At 42.5% G+C, this 19,341-nt stretch carries 17 protein-coding genes; 1 reads left to right on the top strand and 16 read right to left on the bottom strand.

Going from position 1 to position 19,341, the window contains the following annotated elements:
- Positions 1 to 22: 22 nt before the first annotated feature.
- The 8 genes from J2S23_RS03515 to J2S23_RS03480 form a co-directional block, all read right to left on the bottom strand.
- The gene (locus J2S23_RS03515; RefSeq protein WP_307121376.1) at positions 23 to 910 is read right to left on the bottom strand and encodes a transporter substrate-binding domain-containing protein; all 888 of its coding nucleotides are present in this window, start codon (positions 908 to 910) and stop codon (positions 23 to 25) included.
- Positions 911 to 1,134: 224 nt separating this feature from the next.
- Positions 1,135 to 2,580, bottom strand: a complete 1,446-nt coding sequence (locus tag J2S23_RS03510; RefSeq protein WP_307121375.1) for an amidase — start codon at positions 2,578 to 2,580, stop codon at positions 1,135 to 1,137.
- A gap of 9 nt (positions 2,581 to 2,589) precedes the next feature.
- Entirely contained in the window at positions 2,590 to 3,603 is a 1,014-nt protein-coding gene (locus J2S23_RS03505) for a Gfo/Idh/MocA family oxidoreductase (RefSeq protein ID WP_307121374.1), read from the bottom strand.
- Between the two features lie 546 nt (positions 3,604 to 4,149).
- Positions 4,150 to 6,771 (bottom strand): alanine--tRNA ligase, encoded by a 2,622-nt coding sequence (alaS, locus tag J2S23_RS03500; RefSeq protein WP_307121373.1) that lies wholly within the window; start codon positions 6,769 to 6,771, stop codon positions 4,150 to 4,152.
- A gap of 42 nt (positions 6,772 to 6,813) precedes the next feature.
- Complete coding sequence (locus J2S23_RS03495) at positions 6,814 to 7,314, bottom strand: LURP-one-related/scramblase family protein (protein WP_307121372.1); 501 nt, start codon at positions 7,312 to 7,314, stop codon at positions 6,814 to 6,816.
- A 224-nt stretch (positions 7,315 to 7,538) separates the two neighbouring features.
- On the bottom strand, positions 7,539 to 8,513 hold the full coding sequence (locus J2S23_RS03490; RefSeq protein WP_307121371.1) for a peptidylprolyl isomerase: 975 nt from the start codon (positions 8,511 to 8,513) through the stop codon (positions 7,539 to 7,541).
- 69 nt (positions 8,514 to 8,582) lie between these two features.
- Positions 8,583 to 9,290, bottom strand: coding sequence for an O-methyltransferase (locus J2S23_RS03485; RefSeq protein WP_307121370.1), 708 nt, complete (start codon positions 9,288 to 9,290; stop codon positions 8,583 to 8,585).
- A 52-nt stretch (positions 9,291 to 9,342) separates the two neighbouring features.
- Positions 9,343 to 9,855 (bottom strand): GNAT family N-acetyltransferase, encoded by a 513-nt coding sequence (locus tag J2S23_RS03480; protein ID WP_307121369.1) that lies wholly within the window; start codon positions 9,853 to 9,855, stop codon positions 9,343 to 9,345.
- A gap of 102 nt (positions 9,856 to 9,957) precedes the next feature.
- Between J2S23_RS03480 and J2S23_RS03475 the strand changes: the two genes are divergently transcribed.
- The gene (locus J2S23_RS03475) at positions 9,958 to 10,560 is read left to right on the top strand and encodes a TVP38/TMEM64 family protein (protein ID WP_307121368.1); all 603 of its coding nucleotides are present in this window, start codon (positions 9,958 to 9,960) and stop codon (positions 10,558 to 10,560) included.
- Between the two features lie 374 nt (positions 10,561 to 10,934).
- Here J2S23_RS03475 and pepF read toward each other — a convergent pair whose 3' ends face one another.
- From pepF to leuD, 8 genes are all read right to left on the bottom strand, one after another.
- Complete coding sequence (gene pepF, locus J2S23_RS03470) at positions 10,935 to 12,734, bottom strand: oligoendopeptidase F (RefSeq protein WP_307121367.1); 1,800 nt, start codon at positions 12,732 to 12,734, stop codon at positions 10,935 to 10,937.
- A complete protein-coding gene (locus J2S23_RS03465) occupies positions 12,721 to 13,701 on the bottom strand; it encodes a competence protein CoiA (protein ID WP_307121366.1) in 981 nt (326 codons plus the stop codon). The genes pepF and J2S23_RS03465 overlap by 14 nt, the downstream gene beginning before the upstream one ends.
- Before the next feature lie 114 nt (positions 13,702 to 13,815).
- Complete coding sequence (locus J2S23_RS03460; protein WP_307121365.1) at positions 13,816 to 15,207, bottom strand: PTS sugar transporter subunit IIC; 1,392 nt, start codon at positions 15,205 to 15,207, stop codon at positions 13,816 to 13,818.
- A 31-nt stretch (positions 15,208 to 15,238) separates the two neighbouring features.
- On the bottom strand, positions 15,239 to 15,550 hold the full coding sequence (locus J2S23_RS03455) for a PTS sugar transporter subunit IIB (protein WP_307121364.1): 312 nt from the start codon (positions 15,548 to 15,550) through the stop codon (positions 15,239 to 15,241).
- Between the two features lie 52 nt (positions 15,551 to 15,602).
- Positions 15,603 to 16,691 carry a DUF871 domain-containing protein gene (locus J2S23_RS03450; RefSeq protein ID WP_307121363.1) on the bottom strand — a complete coding sequence of 363 codons (1,089 nt, stop codon included), beginning with the start codon at positions 16,689 to 16,691 and terminating at the stop codon, positions 15,603 to 15,605.
- 19 nt (positions 16,692 to 16,710) lie between these two features.
- A complete protein-coding gene (gene gmuD / locus J2S23_RS03445; RefSeq protein ID WP_307121362.1) occupies positions 16,711 to 18,087 on the bottom strand; it encodes a 6-phospho-beta-glucosidase GmuD in 1,377 nt (458 codons plus the stop codon).
- A 315-nt stretch (positions 18,088 to 18,402) separates the two neighbouring features.
- Positions 18,403 to 18,675 carry a hypothetical protein gene (locus J2S23_RS03440; protein ID WP_307121361.1) on the bottom strand — a complete coding sequence of 91 codons (273 nt, stop codon included), beginning with the start codon at positions 18,673 to 18,675 and terminating at the stop codon, positions 18,403 to 18,405.
- Between the two features lie 73 nt (positions 18,676 to 18,748).
- Positions 18,749 to 19,339 (bottom strand): 3-isopropylmalate dehydratase small subunit, encoded by a 591-nt coding sequence (gene leuD / locus J2S23_RS03435; RefSeq protein WP_307121360.1) that lies wholly within the window; start codon positions 19,337 to 19,339, stop codon positions 18,749 to 18,751.
- Positions 19,340 to 19,341: the final 2 nt, after the last annotated feature.

Here is a 19,341-nt window from a genome sequence, read left to right as displayed (position 1 = left end):
CCTCCCACTTAGTAAGCGTTCATTATTTGATGTCAGAAACATCGATGACTGGAATATTATCGACATCCTCAAGTGGTTGTGTCAAATCTTGACCAGCATAATATTTTTCTGAGATAGCCTTCATCGTGCCATCTTCTTGCATTGCTTTAATGACTTCATCGAGTTTTTCTTTCAAGCTCTCATCAGTTTTGCTCATAACAATCCCTTGCTCTGTTGGGTTGTATTTTACTGTTCCCATTTTGACTTTAATATCAGGGAATTTTTCAGTAATCATTTGAACAGCAATGACTTGTGTAAAGTAATCATTTGGCACAAAGTCTGTGCGACCTGTTGAGACGTCACGTAGGTAGACATCGTTGGTCACATTGTCGTAGATAACTGGTTCGGCACCTTGTTTTTCAGCAATTTTCATGTACTGGGTACCAGCACCACCACCAGCTTTTTTGCCAGTCCAGTCGCTAAGGTCCGCTGCTTCAATACCTGAACTACCATCTTCACGAACAATCATGCCACCAACGGAGTATTTGTAGGGCACTGAGAAGTTGTACTTTTCGAGGCGTTCTGGTGTTGAGTCAAAGTTGTTAACAGCAACATCAACCTTGCCACTATCAACCGAAGTGAAAGCCTCCGCTACTCCAATTTCAACGAATTCTACATCGACACCAAGACGTTCTCCGATTTCGGTCATCATATCAATTTCGTAACCGACCAATTGGTTATCATCATTATAGTAACTTGTTGGGTAAAGGGTTGCTGGTGTCGCTACCTTAAGAACACCTGCTTCTTGCACTTTGTCCCATACTGTTGCTTCAGCAGACGGCGCTGTAGATTCTGTTGCTTTGTTAGTACTGCAACCGACTAAAACTGTAGCCCCTAGGGCAACTAATGATGCTAATAATTTCTTTTTCATGAAAAAGAGTCCCCTAAAAATATTTTATTATTGGACTCTCTCCCATTTTTAGAACAGATTCCAACTGTTTCACTATATCATAATGAAAGCCTATTCTCAATTTATTTGCTTGAAAATTTCACAAACTATTTTAACATCATTTTCAGTGTTTTCATCTTTTAAAAACAAGGTTTTTTAACCTATTTTTTTTTGCAATAACGTTTTACATTTCACAATCTTCTGTTTTATCTCAAGAGCCCTGCATCTTCAAAATCTTTGGCTAAATGGAGCAAGACATCTTCTCTCCCTTTTGCTGCTGTCAGCTGAACCCCTATTGACAGGCCATCGTTCCTGCGATAAGTCGGTAAGCTGAGGGCTGGCTGGCCAGTCAGATTGGCTTGTTGGGTAAAGGGGGTCCAATCCAGACTGTCTGCAAACATTTGCCAAACGAGGTCTTGTTGTTCCTGCATTGGAACCTCACCAATATGGAGCAACTGGTCTTTGAGCTTTTCTGATAAATCAAACTGGCCATGCTTAGGCGCCACATCAGCAACCGTCGGAGTCAAGACAATATCATATTCTTCGTGGAAGTGAGCCATCTGGGCTGAGAACTGATCCCAGACATTGAGGGTATGACTGTAGGTTTTGGCAGGAATGGTCTGGCCTGATTGGTAGATAGCCCAAGTCATCAGTTCCATATCATCTGGTGCCATTAGCCGTCCTAAGCTCGCTTCTATCCCATCAAACATGGCGGCTGTTTCGACACTGTTCATGATATAGTAGGCCTTCATGGCTGCAACCCCATCGACAGGCTGGGCCTGGAGTGGGGTGACCTCATGCCCTTGGTCGGACAGGAACTTGGCTGCCTCTGTCGCGGCAGCAATGGCTTGGTCTGACACACGGCCTCCAATCGGCGACGCCGTTAGGAGAGCGATCTTTAAGGGCTTCTCCCATTTTTCCTTAAAAAGCTCAGACTGACTCAGCCTTGGCAAGGGGAAAGGACTCTCTGTCTGATAGCGCTGGGTGTGATAGAGCAGGTGTTGAGTGTCTCTCACAGATTTCGTCAAGGCAAAGTTGACCGAGGCTCCCTGCCAGCCTCGATAGGAATCTGGTCCTACTGGAATACGCCCTCGGCTGGGTTTGAGGCCGATGAGGCCGTTAAAGGAAGCTGGGATACGGATAGAGCCACCACCATCACTAGCTCCTGCTATCGGAACCATTCCTGACGCCACTGCTGCTGCCGAGCCTCCGCTTGACCCACCCGCATTGCGAGTGACATCTTGCGGTAGATTGACGGCACCGTGCAGGCGCGAATCACTGATATTTTTAAAGCCAAATTCAGGGGTATTGGTTCGTCCAAGGACGATAAAGCCAAGGCTTTCAAAAACCTCTACCAGGTAATCGCTTCTTTGCGCTCTGTAGTTGGCGAAGAGTTTGGAACCTGAAGTAGATAGCTGTCCAGCTTGATTCTGGCCTAAGTCCTTTAAGAGAAAGGGAACTCCTAAGAAAGGTTGTCCCTTATCCTTTAGAGTTTTCGCCTTTTCACGAGCTTCCTCATACTGTTTACTGACGACAGCATTGAGCTTTGGATTCATCTTTTCAATGTTGGCAATGCTATCATTAACGAGCTCAAGCGATGAGACCTCTTTTTGGCGAATAGCATCAGCCATTGCCAGTGCATCATGAAACATGTATTCTCCTTATTTAAGCGTCTTTAACCCTTCTTCAAGCATTTCCATAAGGGCAATGGTTTCTTCATCCTTGATTAGTTTTGGAGCGCCATTGGCCAAGGTTTCATAAACATACTGGTAATAACAAGTGTAATCGCCAACTTCACTAATGACTTTTTCTTCACGATATTGCCCTTGATCATCGATGTAGGTCAGGGTACCGTAATGTTCTGGGAAATCGAGGCCAAAATCAGGGTTGGTAGGCATGTAGAAGCGTTTGAGATCTGCTTCTTGGCGGTCCTTACTTTCCTTGACAAAGACACCTTTTTTGCCGTAAACGATGAAACTTGGTCGTTCTTTCAAGCGGAAATAAGAAGATTTCACTGATATTTTAAGCGGCCCCTCATAGTACAAATCGAGGTCAAAATAATCGTTCATCCGACCGTCGCCAAGAAGTTGGCGCACATCATAATGGACTTTATGCGGAAGACCAAAATAAGAAATGACTTGGTCTAAGGTATGGCAGGCATGACCATAGAGGTAGCTGGTCGCATTGTCAAAAAAATCAACTGACTCAGGTATTTCTGGACGATAATAGTCAAAATGCATCTCTAGCTCCAGCAAGTCTCCTAATTTCCCTGATTCGATGACCTTTTGAACCGTTAAAAAGTCCGAGTCAAAACGACGATTCTGATAGGCTTGTAAGAAAAGACCTTTTTCCTTAGCGAGAGCAAAAAGTTCGCGCGCCTCAGCGGCTGTCTCTGTAAAAGGCTTTTCGAGAAGAACATTTTTTCCAGCCTCCAAACAAGCTTTGGCTAACTCATAGTGAACGGTATGAGGGGTTGTGATAACCACCAAATCCAATTCAGAGTCTGTCAACACATCTTGAATGTCATGAGTGTAAGCAATCCCATCTAATTTGGGCCAGGTGCCTGCTGTTCGGGAATAGATTGTTTTCACCTTAAACTGACCATGTTTTTGAATAAAAGGCATATGGTAGCGATAGGTCGATTTCCCATTTCCAATAAAAGCAATAGTTAGCATGTTTTTCTCCTTTTGAGTGTTAACTGCTGAGTATCTCCTGTCGCAATGGCAAAAGGGCTGAAAGGCCTTACCATCACGATAGATTTGCATTTTGGTCTAAGAACCAGTCCTAGCATACTTCTAGAATAACTTTTTTCCTAAAGCTGGTCAAGTTATAAAAATACTAAAAGAGGCTGGGAAAAAAGTCCTAGCCTTCTAATCATTTATCAGCAGTTAAACAAGATGCAGTGGTTGGAAGTAACACTCACTGGCTATGCCAGTTTTAGTGTTACCCCTGCACAGGTCATTAGGTGCTTTAGCACCAATGAGCCACTGCTGATTGGCCTCTCATTCGCTGATTTCATCAGCTTTTATACCCTAACAAAAGAGGGAAACGTCGTTTCCACTATTTCCAACCTCAAACAGTCACTTTCTGATTGTTTGAGCTATGCGGGGGTGGGAGTGAGAAGGTCTGGGAATAGACCTTCTCAGCCTGAACCTAAAAAATAAAAAAGGGAGGGGAAATCGAACCTATTCGGTTACCGATTTTGTCTCACTCCCTAAAGGTTATAGATTTTCTGCGACAGCTGTCAAGAGGTTGTCAATGCTAGAGGCATCGCTACCTCCGGCCATAGCCATGTCTGGTTTCCCACCACCACGACCTGACACAATCGGTGCCAATTCTTTAACGAGGTTTCCAGCGTGAACATCTGCCGACTTGCTGGCTACCAAGAGGTTTACTTTCTCGCCGATGGCTGCGACAAGCACTAGGACATCAGAATAATCTTTTTGCTTCCAGTTATCAGCAAAGTTACGAAGTGCTCCTGCATCAGATACTTGAACTTGACTAGCGATGTAGCGCACGCCATTTGCTTCTTGGACGTCTTTAAAGACATCGCCTGCTGCTGCTGCTGCCGCTTTTTCTTTAAGGGCTGCGTTTTCTTTTTGAAGCTCGCGCAGTTGCTCTTGTAAGCTGGCTACCTTAGCTGGAACTTCCTTGATTTGTGGCGCTTTAAGCGTTGATGCTATCTCTTTAAGGGCATCTTCTTGCTCACGGAAGGCCGCAAAGGCATCAGAGCTAGTGACAGCGACGATACGACGGGTACCTGAACCAATCCCTTCTTCTTTCAAGATCTTAAAGAGGCCGATTTCAGACGTGTTGGCAAGGTGCGTCCCCCCACAAAGCTCGATCGAGTAATCGCCAATTTTCACGACACGCACGCTTTGACCGTACTTTTCACCAAAGAGGGCCATAGCACCAAGAGATTTCGCTGTATCAATATCTGTTTCGATGGTTTCAACTGCGATGGCTTCCCAGATTTTTTCGTTAACCTGGGTTTCAATAGCGCGCAACTCTTCGGCTGTCAAAGCTTGGAAGTGCGTAAAGTCAAAACGAAGCACATCCACATCATTCAAGGAACCTGCCTGAGTGGCATGGTTGCCAAGAACCTGATGAAGGGCAGCGTGAAGCAAGTGCGTTGCCGTGTGGTTTTTTTCAACCGCATAGCGACGTTTAGCGTCAACCACAAGGTGATAGGTCCCACCGACAGCTACATCTGCTAGGAGTTCGAGCGCATGAAGCGGTTGGCCATTTGGCGCTTTTTGAACATCAACAACCTTGGCAACAATATTGCCAGAAGCATCTGAGATCACACCATGGTCAGCTACTTGACCACCCATTTCCGCATAGAATGGGGTTTGGCTAAAGACTGCCAAGGCTTCTTGACCAGCTTCAGCCGTTTCAACGGTTTCATTAGCAACAACCAAGGCCACCAAGTCTGAGTCCAATACTAGGGTGTCGTAACTAAAGCTTGAGGCTACTGTGATGTTTTGCAGGGTCTCGTTTTGCATGCCCATAGAGCCACCCTTAACCACAGCGGCACGCGCACGGTCCTGTTGCTCTTTCATGGCTGCTTTAAAGCCGTCATGGTCAATCTTGAAACCATTATCTTCAGCCAATTCTTCTGTCAACTCGACAGGGAAGCCATAAGTATCGTAGAGCTTGAAGATATCTTGACCATCAAGAGTATCCTTGCCTGCTGCTTTGAGGTCAGACAAGAGGCTGTCTAAATGGCTGCTTCCCGCTTCGATCGTACGGGCAAAGGTTTCTTCCTCACGCTTAACAATCTTCTCGATAAAGTCACGTTTTTCAAGAACTTCTGGGTAGTAGCTTTCCATGATTTGGCCAACAGTTACGACCAACTTGTAAAGGAAGGGCTCGTTAATACCCAAACGACGGCCATGCATAACGGCACGACGGAGAAGACGACGAAGCACATAACCACGACCTTCGTTACCTGGAAGGGCACCATCACCGATCGCAAAAGCCAGTGAGCGAATGTGGTCCGCAATGACCTTGAAACTCATGTTATCGCCATCAGGGTCATAGGTTTTTCCAGAAAGTTTTTCCACTTCACGGATGATTGGCATAAAGAGGTCAGTCTCAAAATTGGTCTTAGCCCCTTGGAAGATAGACACGATACGCTCAAGACCAGCCCCCGTATCGATGTTCTTGGTTGGTAATTCTTTGTACTCAGAACGTGGTACTTCTGGGTCTGCGTTGAACTGAGACAAAACGATGTTCCAAATCTCGATGTAGCGGTCGTTTTCGATGTCTTCAGCAATCAAACGCACCCCAATATTTTCAGGATCAAAGGATTCCCCACGGTCATAGAAGATTTCCGTGTCAGGACCGGAAGGACCCGCACCGATTTCCCAGAAGTTATCCTCAATCGGAATCAGGTGGCTCGGATCGACTCCAAGTTCGATCCACCGATTATAGGAATCAAGATCATCTGGATAATAGGTCATGTAAAGCTTGTCTAAGTCAAAGGCAAACCATTCTGGACTGGTCAAGAGCTCAAAGGCAAAACCAATCGCTTCGTCACGGAAATAATCTCCGATTGAGAAGTTCCCGAGCATTTCAAACATGGTATGGTGACGAGCTGTCTTACCGACATTTTCAATGTCGTTAGTACGGATAGACTTTTGAGCATTGGTAATCCGTGGGTTCTCTGGAATCACAGACCCATCAAAATATTTCTTGAGAGTAGCAACCCCTGAGTTAATCCACAAAAGGGTCGGGTCATTGACTGGAACCAAGTTAGCTGAAGGTTCGATCGCATGACCTTTAGAAGCAAAGAAGTCAAGCCACATTTGGCGGACTTGGGCTGATGAGAGTTGTTTCATGATATTTTCCTTATTTCTTATGATAGTGTTTGGTTAATAGGGTTATGTGGCAGATGAGCTTGCTGCGGCAGCTTCTTGTTCCTTGACGTAGTCAATGGCAACGACCAAGGAGATGACCAGGTCTGCATAGGCATCATCTAGGACCGTCACTTGGTAAGTCGAGGTCATCGCTAGCCAGGCTTGGTTGATTTCCGCTATTTTTCGCCCCTTTTGACTGAGAGTGAAATTCATATCCCACCAATCGCCCTGAACAGTCATGTTGAGACCAGAAAGGCTATAGCGAGGTTTAAACCAAGTGAATTGCTTTTTAAGCACAAACGATTGGCCATTAGATAGACTGACTGTAAATTGTGGCAAAAAGGTCAGCATTTTTTTCTCAATTTGACTGATGAGATTGCCAGACATGTCTGACAAGGTAAAGGTTTTTGGAATCTGTAAAAAACTTCCCTTAACCTCATAAGCCGGCTTGCCAGATTCATCTTTTATGGTGAACTTACCACCTAATGACCACATTTTTTGCTTGATTTCAAATTGACGGCTCATAAATACCTCCAAAAAGCGCCAAAAAGTCCATCAAACGAAGGGCGAAAACCGCGGTACCACCTTCATTCGATGAACTTGTCATCCTCATTGAGCCAAAGCTCGACTATGCAGAGTGTTTCCACTCAGTTGTCAAACAAGTAGCAACACCTCTCTAGCAAAGGTGGCTCGCACTGACCGCCACTTCCCTGGATTTGCTTTTAAGGAGAGATGATTCTTGTTTTTCCTTATTCTTCAGATGAAGCTGTTGAGCTATCTGATGTTGATGAACTATCTGATGTGATGTATTGAGATAAGATGCTTTGGAATACTTCGTCTTTCACCTTAACATTTGCTGCTTGCAACTCGTCCGCAACGACACCTGTAATGAAGCTAGCATCTGATTTTTTCTGCGTCAGAATAGCTTCTTTTAAGATATCCTTGTAGTCTTCCCAGTTTTCAGATTTCTCTGTTTTTTCATTAAGTTTAACCACATAGTAACTTGTTGCATAAGTTGATGGATCAATAACAGTTACAACAGACTCAGCAACTTTTCCAGCTTCAAGGGCAAAGATAGCCTCTTGGAGTTGGCTAGAAACTTCCGTTGACGTCGAGTCAAACGTAATGGTTCCACCATCTTCCTTAGTTGCAGAATCTGTGGAATTTTCCTTAGCTAAGGCTGCAAAATCAGCACCATCTGCTTTAGCTTTTTCAAGAACGTCGTTTGCTGTTTCTTCATCAGCCAATTTGATGATTTGAGCAGTTACCTCAGGTGTATAAGCGTCATATGCTGCTTTGTAAGCATCGTCAGTCAACTCTTTTTCAGCTGCTTGAGCAACAGCGTACTCAACTAATTTATTGGTACGAATTTGAGATTTGTAACTTTCCTCTGTCATGCCTGCTGAGGCAAGAGCTGTAGCGAAATTATCACCATACTGGGCAGCACTTTCATCATAAGCTTCTTGAACTTCTTTGTCAGTGACGTCAGAACCGTACTTTGTTTCAAAAACAGAGGCGATGACTTGCTCCAGCAAAACTTGTTGGGCTGAACCGTTGTTTTTGACAACGTCGTAAAACTCAGAAACAGTGATCGTGTCACCTTTCATTGTAATAATATCTGTGTCTGTGTTAGTAGAAGAGGTAACAGATAAGGTCGCAACAGAAGAGATCACAGCTGTTGCAATCAAAGCGATACCAGTTCCTAAAATAGATTTTTTAGTCATTCAATCGATGTACTCCTTATTTAGAATCAACTTGACTATTATAACACAAAAGCTTTAAGAATGCTTAAATTAATCTGGTAAAACGATATTTTCACTCTTTTTTCGAATTATAAGAAGGCCATCACCCAATGGGACTACACTCACAGTCAAGTCAGGGTGATTTAGTGTTGCGTCAAAAAGAGCTTGGAGGCCTTTATAAATCGCCCGTTGACCTCTTTTAATCGCTTCAAACGGCAGGGCGACATCGCCTCCTTGAAAAACATCATCAATCAAGATTAACCCACCTGTCTTTGTTCGCTTGAGAATCTCAGGCAAAAAGACGATGTATTTTGATTTAGCAGAGTCCATAAAAACAAAATCAAACTGCCCTTGGAGGTCTGGTAGGATTTCCAGAGCATCTCCCTCAAGCAGAGTCACCTGTTGACGCTCATCATACTTTTGAAAATTTTCCTGAGCTAAAGCAATCATCTCAGGATTACGGTCAATGGTCGTAATCTTTGCCTCTGAGGCATGATGTGCCATCAATAGCGTTGAAAAACCGATAGCTGTCCCGATTTCCAGAATATTTTTGGGCGCTATGCTTTCTAGCATCAGGCGAAAAAAAGCTACCGTTTCATGTGGGATGACGGGGATATTATTTTCTTTTGCAAAAGTTTCCAATGTTTTGAGATGATCGGTGACTGGCGCTTGGCGTTGACGCATAAAATCAACGATTTCGGGTTTGACCACTGGCCGTCTCATATTTGGGTTTGCGTGTTGACTATATGTATTTACCATGGTCCTATTCTACCACAGAAAAAGACTCAAGCAAATACTTGAGCCTTATTTCTTAATTAACATGAATCCAATAACGAGCCAAACGCTTGTCATCCTCTATTGAAATATTGTTTTCCAAGATACCACCGGCTTTTTCAATCGTTTTGCGGCTGGCTTGATTCGTTTCATCAGCTGTAATCAAGACAGCTCTAATGCCACGTTCTCTGTATCGTTCGAGCGCAAAATCCAGCAAAGCTGTCATAACCCCTTTTTGGCGAAAATTTGGAGCGGTTACATAACCGATATGCCCACCAACAGTCGCCAAGTTGCCCTTTTCTAATTGCCAACGGCATCCAATACGACCTGCCATTTGACCAACCTTAAAAGCATAGTAATTGGTCGATGTTGACCAGTCAGGATGATCAGTCTGGGTCTCCCGTCGTTTAGACCGTTCAACAAACGCTGCAAACTCTCCTTCTTTTAAAATCTTGGGACTGATAAACGGATTGTTCTCCTCTTGCAAAAGCCGTTGGAACTCTCTGTAGGCCCCTTCGTCTTCTAATCGAATCGTTCTGATGTCGAGCATACGGATATCCTCCTAAATTGTGATTCTATTATACCAAAGATTCCCCTCTTGACAACCCCTCTTTAGTTGTTTCTTCTAGCAAAAAACGCTACAATAAAATTGATGAAAGAAAGTTTAAGAATACGTCGCATTCGACTAATAATCACCTTTATTAGCCGCATCCTACTGGTAGGTCTGCTAGTCCTTCTTGGATATTTGGCTTACAAAGGCTATTTGACCGATATTAATAAACTCCAAGATCTTGTCAAAGGCTCTGGTGTTTTTGGTCCTATGCTATTTTTAATCCTCCAGGTGGTTCAAGTGGCTATTCCCATCTTTCCAGGTGGCATTTCAACCATTGCTGGTGTTGCCCTTTTTGGACCTTTCCTAGGTTTCCTTTTGAATTATACTGGAATCTGCATAGGGTCTCTTCTAGGATTCCACATTGCCAAGCGATTTGGCCGTCCTGCTCTATCCCTCTTTTTCAAGCCTAGCACGATTGCCAAATATGAAAAATGGACCGGTCCTGATAGTAACTTTACCAAATACTTTACTATTGCCATCTTCCTTCCTTTTGCCCCTGATGACTTTCTCTGTTATCTGGCTGGCACCACTAAGATGTCTTATCAAACCTTTACCAGCATCATACTACTAGGAAAACCATTAGCCATCATCGTTTATAGCATGGGCCTCTTTGAAGTCCTCCAGCAACTGTTTTGGACTTAATGGAGTAAAGGCTTTATCCCAATTCGACCAGTTTATCACTGGTCTGAGAGCGTAGACAAACCCTGTTTTCTGTATTATTGATTTTCAAAAGTTTGGCTAATGATTTAAAATAATGTATTTTTAGTGAGAGAGGTAAGCAAAAACGGAAACTTTCCGCCGTGATAAAAGAGCCTGAAACTTAATAGTTTCAGGCTCTAGGAAGTTTTGAGACCTTAGGCTCAAAACTTAGGTTTGGAATTCCGAAGGGAGTCGCTACCGTCCGTTATCGCCTAAGGAAAGTTTCAAAAATAACTTTGTCTTCAGTCTGCGACCAGTTTATCACTGGTCTTTTTTGTATTCAAAAAGACTCTTACCAGAGGCAAGAGTCTGCTACATTAAGCATAGAGTTTTTCAGCTAGGGTTTCTAATTCTTCCAAACGGCGTTCAAAGACTTCAAAGGCTGCATTGAGGTAATCTTCGCTGGTCATATCAACTCCTGCTGTTTGCATGACGTTGATTGGATAATCGGAACTTCCAGCACTGAGGTAGGCAATGTATTTGTCCTTGTCCTCTTGGCTGCCATTGATGATTTTTTCAGCAAGGGCTGTTGCTGCCGCAAAACCTGTTGAATATTGGAAGACGTAGTAATTGTAGTAGAAATGCGGGATACGTGCCCATTCGTATTGAATTTGGGGATTATCTTCCTTGGAAAGCCCATAATATTTAGCATTGAGGTCTGCGTAAAGAGCATTCATGTATTCACTGGTCAATACCTCGCCAGCTTGGTCTGCCTGATGAATTGCTAATTCAAACTCTGCAAACTGGGTTTGGCGGAAAATGGTTCCTCTAAAACCGTCCAAATAATGGTTAAGAATGGCAAAGCGAGAAGCATCATCGTCCACTTCATTGAGCAGGTGCTCTGTTAAGAGATTTTCATTTGTCGTAGAGGCAATCTCTGCTAAGAAGATAGAGTAATCTCCATAAACGTAAGGCTGATTAGCACGGGTGTAGGCTGAGTGCATGGAATGACCGGTCTCATGAACCAAGGTATAGAGGTTATTGAGGTTATCCTGCCAGTTAAGAAGCATGAAGGCATTGGTGTCATAAGCACCTCCAGAATAAGCCCCAGACCGTTTGCCAGTGTTCTCATGTACATCAATCCAACGCTCGCTAAAGGCTTTCTTCACACGGCCGAGGTAGTCTTCCCCAAGAATTGCCAGTGCTTCCTCTGCTTTAGCTAGAGCATCTTCATAGCTAAAAGATGGCTCGCTTTCTCCAAGTAGCGTGTAAAGATCATACATCTTAAGGTCATCAATTCCCATGACTTTTTTACGCAGCTTGATGTAGCGGTGCATCAAAGGCAGATGTTTATTAACCGCTGACACCAAAGTATCGTAGACCGCTTCAGGGACAAAGTTCCGAGACAGGGCCGCTTCACGCGCGCTGCCATAATGACGAACAGAAGCATTTAAGTTATGCGTTTTGACAGCGGTTTGTAGCGTTTTGGCAAACACATGCTGGAATTGCTCGTAGACAGAATACATAGCCTCATAGGCACGTTTACGGACCTCACGGTCCTTCGACTGCATAAAGGTAATGTAATTGCCATGTGACAGTTGCACTTCTTTCCCATTTTCATCACGAATCGTCGGGAATTTTAAATCAGCGTTATTCAAGATCGAGAAGGTTTCTGGTCCAGCTGAGAATACCTCGCTAGCTGCCGCCAAAATGCCTTCTTCTGCTTTTGAGAGCACATGCGGTTTGTTTTGGAACAAGCGATCAAAGTAATGGGCATAAGCCTCAAGACCTGGTTCCTCTTTCACAAATTGATTAAAAGTCTCTTCAGACAGTGCCAAGAGCTCTGGTTCGTAAAAGGCAAAAACCTGGCTGAGTTTGGCATAAGCAGTTTTGCCTTTAGCGTTGAATTCTTGGTACTTGGCCTCGCGCGTGTCCTGGTCATTTTTCATGTGACCGTAAACATAGAGTGTGTCAATCCGGCGAGCCAAGGCCAAGTAGGCCTCCGTCACTTCTAACAAAGCGTGACCTGACTGTGCCAAGGTTCCTTCAAAACGGCTAGCCTCTTCCAGAGCCACCATAATCTCGGACAACTCCGCTTCCCAGGCTTCATCGCTTGGAAAAATCGTAGACAAGTCCCAAGTATATTTTTCATCAATTTCAGTTCTATTTTTTACCATTTGTAAAATCCTCCGTACCTTTTATTCTATCATAAAAAGCTGGAGAATAAAGGATTTGGTAATGCTTAGCCTTTCGACTGATATAGTAGCTATGAAACTGATGATAATAGGTGTCAAGATCTTGGGAAATCTGAGTTAACCCGTCAGATGAGATAGGATTTACCTGAGGGTAAAAGTCTTCTGAACTATAGGTCAGTAAATTATGGCCCTGTCGGTAAGCCTCGGCTTGTTTGGCCATCCATCTTGGGTTTTGAAAATAGAGTTGCTGACGGACATAAGAGACAATGCTATGATTCATTTTCCCTTCAAAGCTATGAAGTGACTGTGCCTGAAATGGAAACCGCAAGCAGGTCATCAAATCCCCTTCACCGAATCGAAATTCCTTAGTTAAATATTGGAGTTTCCCACAGAGATCCTCATGAATCATGTATTTTAACCTCAAAACACTATTCGCTTCATCCAGTTCCCACAGGTAAAAGCCACAGTTTTTGCTAAAATACAAAAAACCGCGTTGAAGCTTCGTCAACGTTTCCTTTAACCAAAGCTTCCTTCCCAAAAGCCAAATGACTTCATGACCCGAAAAACGGTAATGGTCTGACCGCTCTTTTAACCGGTCCTGAGATAGTGACGAACACTGAACCTCTAAGGCCAAGTGTCCGTTTAACATCACATCCGCAATCTGGCCAATGTCAGGTAAACATTCCTCCAGAGTAACATGGCTGGTCTTGCTTTTTGAGGCCCACCTGTATAGATGGCCTTTAAGATTGAGATGTTCTGCTGATTCGTTTTCCGCAAAGAATGTGCATTGTTCTCGCGTCACATGAGCAAAGTGTGGCCGATTGATTTTTCCCTTTTTAAAACGTGCTTGCCCCAGACAGCCAGGGCAGGTAAACGGTGCTTGATTCCTCTTGATCTCCTGATGCACAGCATTAACCAAACGACCATGCCGATCCTTGGCCACTAACATAACAACCACCTCCATCTCTTTATTCGTAAAGAAATGAAAAAAGCAGAAAAGTCCTCTTACTTAAGCCAAGAGGACTTTTTTGCTATTGTATTTTAACTGATATTATAATCCATCCTATACTTCCTCTGTATTCATGCGATTTGCAGCAATAACAAATGGTGTCCAAATCAAGAATGACACGAATAGGTTGAAAATAGCTACTAAACCAGCCATGATATTATTACCAGTTGCTAAGAAGGCATAGAGACCTGGAGGCGTAATCCATGGAACAGAAAGATAAACTGGTGGAATCAAGCCTGCGGAAGTAGCAAGGTAAGCAATTGTACAACAAATCGGAGGCACAATCAACCAAGGAATTAAGAAGATTGGGTTAAGAACGATAGGCATACCAAAGATAATCGGCTCATTGATATTAAAGAGTCCCATTGGAGCAGCTAGCTTACCAATTGTTTTGTGCTCTTGACGTTTTGAGAAAATAAAGATTGCAATGATTAAACCTAGCGTTACACCAGAACCACCCATCTGGGCAAAAGCATCAAAGGAACCACGCGTCCAATCCCAAGGAAGTTGGCTGATATCCTGAGTTGCTTCGTAAACAGATGTGTTTTCCAAAAGGGCAGGACCATAAATACCATCCATGATTGGCGCCAAAACATTGTGGCCATGAAGACCAAAGAACCAGAACAATTGCACTAAGAATGATAGCACGATGACACTGAAGAGGCCCTGAGACAAGCCCATCAATGGTTGTTGAATGTATGTAGAAATTAAATCATTAAGTGGTGAGCCAGTTAATGAAATAGCAAGATGCGCTAAAAGAGCAGACACATAAATAGCTACTGTACCAGGAATAATAGCTGCAAAGGCTTTATTAACAGCTGGAGGGACAGAGTCTGGCATCTTAATAATGATGTTTTTCTTAGTCAGTTTAATATAAATGAGACTAGAAATAAAACCAATAATTAAAGCGGTGAAGAGACCCGTTGCTCCGAGATATCCCGTTCCAATAGCGCCACTGTGAGCATAATCTATTGATGCACCAGAATCACCTTGTGCAATAGTGAGCCCTAAAGCAGTAAGGGCATCCAGGGCTGAACCTTCAGCTCCTGCCAAATCGATAGCTACTTTAACTGTCTGTGGAATGGTGGCAACAAATGATGCAAAAGAAATTAAACCACCTGCAATTGGGTTAACCCCATCACCTTGTGAAAGGTGATAACCAATCCCAAATGCGAACACCAATGCTGTAATACCAATTGTCCCCGCAAAAACGTAACCATTTATAGTAACGATTGGTTGCATAGCCTCTGCAAATCCAGTGGCTCCTAAACTGTTTGGAATATCCCTAAAGAATACGTTTAGCAAAACAGCGATTGATCCTGCCAATGTTATCGGCATCATTGCAATGAAAGAGTCACGAATGGCAACAAGATGTTTTTGGGAACCCATCTTACCTGCAAATGTCATGAACCCTTCCATAAATTTACTATCCATAAATTTATCCATGGTATGTTACTCCTCTTTTCTATTATTTCCCCTAGATATTAATTAAAGCTAAAGCACTTTCAAGAACTTTTTCCCCATTCATAGTCCCATAATCTACCATATTGATATCTGTGACCTTAGTATTAGGTTCAAATTTCTCTTTGTACTCTTTTAACATGAATCTGACTTGTGGACCAATCAAGAGCACATCAACATTGTTTTTTGCCATCTCTTGGTCTACTTCTGAAACTGGTACGGCAAAAATGTTAGCTTCAAATCCTTTGGATTCAGCAGCTTTTTGCATTTTTGTCACCAGCATACTAGTTGACATGCCTGCATTGCAGACGAGCATAATTGTTTTCATATAGTTCCTCCTTGTATTTGGATAAGATTATTAATAACTATGATTAGAAGAGCTAACTCTCTCGAGGTGAGAATCTGAAAGATTGCCAAGGTTTTAGAAGGTCTATGAGTGATAAATCTTCTTGGCTAATTCGTCCAACCAAATTCGTCTTCTCAGAAATCTTAAAATCCCTTAAAGCAATTTGGAGCTCACCACAGTACCGACCATAAAGACTATTGTCAATTAGAATATCGCCACGTGTTACTTCTCTATTAGATGGAAGGGGCGAAATATCACATTGACTGTATTTTGGTCGATGGTTAGTCGAACGAATAACGTAATCAGAAACATCTCCTCGATAGCAATGCGCTTCGTTTAGGATAATCGATTTTTCTATTTCTGAGATATTGGGATGTATGTTAATGGTCAGATCCAATACATCATCTTTAGGGAGCATTTTTAATTCATTCTTAGAAACGAGCTGATTAGCAATGATGATATGATCGACTACACCAGAAGCCTGCATCCATTTGTACTGATATTCAAGAGGCAAATGACGATGATCTTCTAATGTGCATAATCCCTCTGACACTGGCCAGGGACCAGTATCAGCTGTCTGAGCGGTAATAAACGCAGCACGTTCAATTCCATACCGACTGTATTCTTCACTGATTTTTAAAAAATAGTCTGTGCCTAATCCTGTGTATTCTCGTGGATAAAAATTATGGCAAGCTGTGATATTATCTAGATTAACCCCTAGAGTAACTAACCTTTCCAATAATTTGGGTTCAGTGCTCATATTGAGCTCAATTTTGACACCATAAGAATTATGACTCAAATCAACTAATTCTTGATCTGGATAGGATTCATCTAACCGTATCCCAGAAAGACCGAACTCAAACGCTCGCTTTATCAAATCATCTTGCCAACCTATTTTTTTAATAAATTCTGGACTTAAATCAGCGAAGACCTTAAACGATTTTGATTGGCAATAAGTTACAATAAACTTATAATGATCGAACATTGTTAAGTCATCAGGATCTAGTTGCAACATGCTAAGAAACACACGCTCACATAGTGTTTCTGAAAATTGATCTACATAGGATTTTAAGGTTTCTAAATCGTGGTGCTCCGGGTAAAGTGAAAAGCCTAGTTTTGCCATATCAATTGCTCTTTTCTAATTAAAAGCCGTTATTTTGACTGAGCTCTTTAAACCACTTACCAGACTTCTTAATCTTTCGTGACTGATCTTTTAAATCCAGTTCAACGAGACCGTAGCGGTTTTTATAACTATTCAACCAAGACCAACAGTCAATAAAGGTCCAAAGAAGATAACCTTTACAGTTAGCTCCTTCTTCAATGGCTTTATGGAGCTCTCTTAGATGGTCTTTAATAAAGTCAATGCGGTAATCATCTTGGATCATGCCATTCTCACGGAATTTTTCTTCTCCTTCAACACCCATGCCATTCTCAGTCAAAATCCACTCGATATTCCCGTAGTTTTCCTTGATATCACGCGCGATATCATAGACACCTTGCTCATATATTTCCCATCCTCGGTGCGGATTCATTTTTCGACCAGGCATTTCATAGTGGTCAAAGTAAACCGAAGGGAAAAATGGTGCTTCAGGATTAGCTAGATGTTTAGTAGCAGCGACACGTAACGGTTGATAATAGTTAACTCCTAAGTAGTCAACGCAGTTTTCTTTGATGACTCTCAAATCATCTTCTTGATAATCGGGTAATAGATCATGTGCTTTGATCAGTTCTACTAACTCTTCCGGATACTCGCCTTTCACCGATGGATCTAAGAAGGACTTGGCTTGAAACAGTTCTGCAATACGTGCGGCCTTTAAGTCTGCTGGGTGCTGACTCCTTGGATAGGCTGGGGTTAAGTTGAGTACAATACCAATTTTATAATCAGAACCAACCTCATGGCATGCCTTTACTGCTAGACTACTTGCTAATTGCGTATGAAAAGCAACTTGAATTCCTGCTTTAGGGTCAACTGTTGCAGGGTAATGAAGTTGGTAAAAATAACCACATTCGACAGGCACAATTGGTTCATTAAAGGTAATCCAACGATCAACGATATCACCAAACGCTTCAAAACAGATACGAGCATAACGCTCATAGGCATCGACTGTTGAACGGTTAATCCAGCCGCCCTTTTCCTCCAAACACATGGGTAAATCAAAATGATACAAATTAACAAGTAATTCAATGCCCCGTGCTTTGACACCTTCAAAGACATTTCTGTAAAAGGCAATGGCTTTGTCATTGACCTCGCCATCACCGTCTGGAATAAGGCGTGACCACTGAATTGAGGTCCTAAAAGCCGTATGCCCTGTCTCAACTAGATAGTCCAAATCTTTTTCATAATGTTCATAAAATGTCGAGGTTAATTCTGGACCTACTTGATTGTGAAACTTTTGAGGCTCTTGTTTAAACCAATAATCCCATGTATTATCACCTTTACCATCATCTGGAAGACGTCCCTCAGACTGAGGACCAGAGGTCGAACTTCCCCATAAAAAGTCCTTTGGAAATGTAATCATGATAGCTCCCTTCATTTGTTTTCTTAATTCCATAATAGCTTATTAAATCAACATTGTAAACGGTTTTAAAGTTATATATTTTCCCTATCTAAAAGGAAATTTGTTAACAAAAAATGAGCCTGATAAAAACTCAGCGCTCATGTATACATTTTGAAAATGCGATTAAAGATTAACTTTCATCTTAAATCATTTTTGAAATACAGGTTACTTCTTTTTTGATAAACTAGATAACTACTCCAGAATAGGAATTTTCAGGTTATTCCATTTGAAAATCTTCCATAAAAAGGGTGTCATTTTTAATATATCAAAAAGAAATCACTTTATTTTCTCATCCCCATCAATACCTTCTGCTTCTTTTACCGTTCTTATGGTATCTTGTGCGTATGGCGAGGAAATTTGGTAGAAATCCTGTTGATGTTTTTTGAAAATGGTTTGCTTAAGCCAGTGCCAGATGAAAAGCACTAAAAAAACAACAAGTAATGGACGCCAGAAGGACTTCAAAAAGACTAGCCAAAGCAAAAGAATACTAGCTAAACAACCACAGCCAGCATGAGATGCCTTTTCTTGAACATAGACCACACGTGCCATTATTGTCTCTCCCTCCTATCCTCAACTAAATTCTTCGATATTATTCTAAAATAGTCAACAGAAGAAAATCGTCCTAGAGCCAATAGCTGGGGCGATTTTCTTCGTAGGCAGCAATCAAGTCCTCATACTGCAGGGTAATCCCAATGTCATCGAGACCATTGATAAGTTTATGCTTCCATTGGTCATCAATTTCAAAGAAGAAAGTCCCAAAAGGTGTGATCAATTCCTGCTTAGGGAGATCGATGGTAATCTCCTGATCTGGTGCCAACTGAGCCAGTTGTTCCCTAACTGCCTTGGGTTGTACAATGGGAAGCATGCCGTTATTGAGCTCATTATTGTAATGAATGTCTCCAAAAGAGCCAGCAATCACCACCTTAAACCCATAATCGGCCAAGGCCCAAGCGGCATGTTCTCTGGACGAGCCGGCTCCAAAATTATCACCTGAGATAAGGATGCTCGCTTTGGCATACTGCGGTTGGTTGAGGATAAAATCAGGATTGTCCGTATACTTTTTATCCAAATACCGCCATTCAAAAAAGAGGTAGTTGCCGAATCCTTTTTTATCAATCAGCTTGAGAAACTGCTTGGGCAAGAGTTGGTCGGTATCGATATTGTCGTTCATGATTGGAACAGTCGTCCCAGTATAGATTGAAAATTTTTCCATAG

Origin of the sequence: Streptococcus moroccensis (assembly GCF_030812835.1) — a bacterium.
GTDB lineage: Bacteria > Bacillota > Bacilli > Lactobacillales > Streptococcaceae > Streptococcus > Streptococcus moroccensis.
Note: the sequence above shows the minus strand (reverse complement) of the source record. Positions and strands in the feature narration are given on the sequence as shown.

Excerpts from the sequence above, each read along its gene's own strand:
- J2S23_RS03515 (WP_307121376.1), bottom strand. The coding sequence starts at position 910 with ATGAAAAAGAAATTATTAGCATCATTAGTTGCCCTAGGGGCTACAGTT.
- J2S23_RS03510 (WP_307121375.1), bottom strand. The coding sequence starts at position 2,580 with ATGTTTCATGATGCACTGGCAATGGCTGATGCTATTCGCCAAAAAGAG.
- J2S23_RS03505 (WP_307121374.1), bottom strand. The coding sequence starts at position 3,603 with ATGCTAACTATTGCTTTTATTGGAAATGGGAAATCGACCTATCGCTAC.
- alaS (WP_307121373.1), bottom strand. The coding sequence starts at position 6,771 with ATGAAACAACTCTCATCAGCCCAAGTCCGCCAAATGTGGCTTGACTTC.
- J2S23_RS03495 (WP_307121372.1), bottom strand. The coding sequence starts at position 7,314 with ATGAGCCGTCAATTTGAAATCAAGCAAAAAATGTGGTCATTAGGTGGT.
- J2S23_RS03490 (WP_307121371.1), bottom strand. The coding sequence starts at position 8,513 with ATGACTAAAAAATCTATTTTAGGAACTGGTATCGCTTTGATTGCAACA.
- J2S23_RS03485 (WP_307121370.1), bottom strand. The coding sequence starts at position 9,290 with ATGGTAAATACATATAGTCAACACGCAAACCCAAATATGAGACGGCCA.
- J2S23_RS03480 (WP_307121369.1), bottom strand. The coding sequence starts at position 9,855 with ATGCTCGACATCAGAACGATTCGATTAGAAGACGAAGGGGCCTACAGA.
- J2S23_RS03475 (WP_307121368.1), top strand. The coding sequence starts at position 9,958 with ATGAAAGAAAGTTTAAGAATACGTCGCATTCGACTAATAATCACCTTT.
- pepF (WP_307121367.1), bottom strand. The coding sequence starts at position 12,734 with ATGGTAAAAAATAGAACTGAAATTGATGAAAAATATACTTGGGACTTG.
- J2S23_RS03465 (WP_307121366.1), bottom strand. The coding sequence starts at position 13,701 with ATGTTAGTGGCCAAGGATCGGCATGGTCGTTTGGTTAATGCTGTGCAT.
- J2S23_RS03460 (WP_307121365.1), bottom strand. The coding sequence starts at position 15,207 with ATGGATAAATTTATGGATAGTAAATTTATGGAAGGGTTCATGACATTT.
- J2S23_RS03455 (WP_307121364.1), bottom strand. The coding sequence starts at position 15,550 with ATGAAAACAATTATGCTCGTCTGCAATGCAGGCATGTCAACTAGTATG.
- J2S23_RS03450 (WP_307121363.1), bottom strand. The coding sequence starts at position 16,691 with ATGGCAAAACTAGGCTTTTCACTTTACCCGGAGCACCACGATTTAGAA.
- gmuD (WP_307121362.1), bottom strand. The coding sequence starts at position 18,087 with ATGATTACATTTCCAAAGGACTTTTTATGGGGAAGTTCGACCTCTGGT.
- J2S23_RS03440 (WP_307121361.1), bottom strand. The coding sequence starts at position 18,675 with ATGGCACGTGTGGTCTATGTTCAAGAAAAGGCATCTCATGCTGGCTGT.
- leuD (WP_307121360.1), bottom strand. The coding sequence starts at position 19,339 with ATGGAAAAATTTTCAATCTATACTGGGACGACTGTTCCAATCATGAAC.